The organism is Psychromonas aquimarina ATCC BAA-1526, assembly GCF_000428725.1.
Lineage (GTDB): Bacteria > Pseudomonadota > Gammaproteobacteria > Enterobacterales > Psychromonadaceae > Psychromonas > Psychromonas aquimarina.
This window is the reverse complement of the sequence record NZ_KE386794.1, coordinates 1-555: the sequence shown is the minus strand read 5'-3', so window position 1 is coordinate 555 and position 555 is coordinate 1. Positions and strand designations below refer to the sequence as shown.

Annotated in this window: 1 protein-coding gene; it reads left to right on the top strand. The window is 38.0% G+C overall.

The features are described from left to right. Nucleotides 1–133 precede the first annotated feature (133 nt). Complete coding sequence (locus G337_RS0125215) at nucleotides 134–451, top strand: hypothetical protein (RefSeq protein ID WP_028866301.1); 318 nt, start codon at nucleotides 134–136, stop codon at nucleotides 449–451. The last annotated feature ends 104 nt before the right edge of the window (nucleotides 452–555 follow it).

Genomic DNA, 555 nt, shown 5'->3' with positions numbered 1-555 from the left:
ACTAACAAGCCGTTAAAGTGCGACAAAATACAGTTGGCTATTTTCGCTGCGCTCAAGTTTAGCCAACAATATTTTGCGCCTTAACAGGGGCGTTATGTCTCTTACTATATTGCACGCTAAAAGGATTTATAAAATGAGTGATATTGAAAACATCATTGAGAAAACTAAAGCTACTGATAATTACTCTCCTGAAGCATGGGAAGAAAGAGGTTTGAATATATCAGAGCCCGAAGTTGTAAAGTTATTAAATGAAACCACTATCGAATTTCTTGATAAGCTAAAAACTGTTGCAAATTCAGAGGACGATATAGAGCAAAGATTCTCTGAGGTAAATGAACTTGTAGATGATTTACCTTGGGATGATTTCGATACAGAGGAGAGGGAGTTTTTAGCTGATGTATTAGTACCGCCTATCGAGAGCCTTGGTTTAGACCCATGGGATATGTTTTAACGATAAGACATAACAATCCGTTAAAGTGCGACAAAATACAGTTGGCTATTTTCGCTGCGCTCAAGTTTAGCCAACAATATTTTGCGCCTTAACAGGGGCGTTAG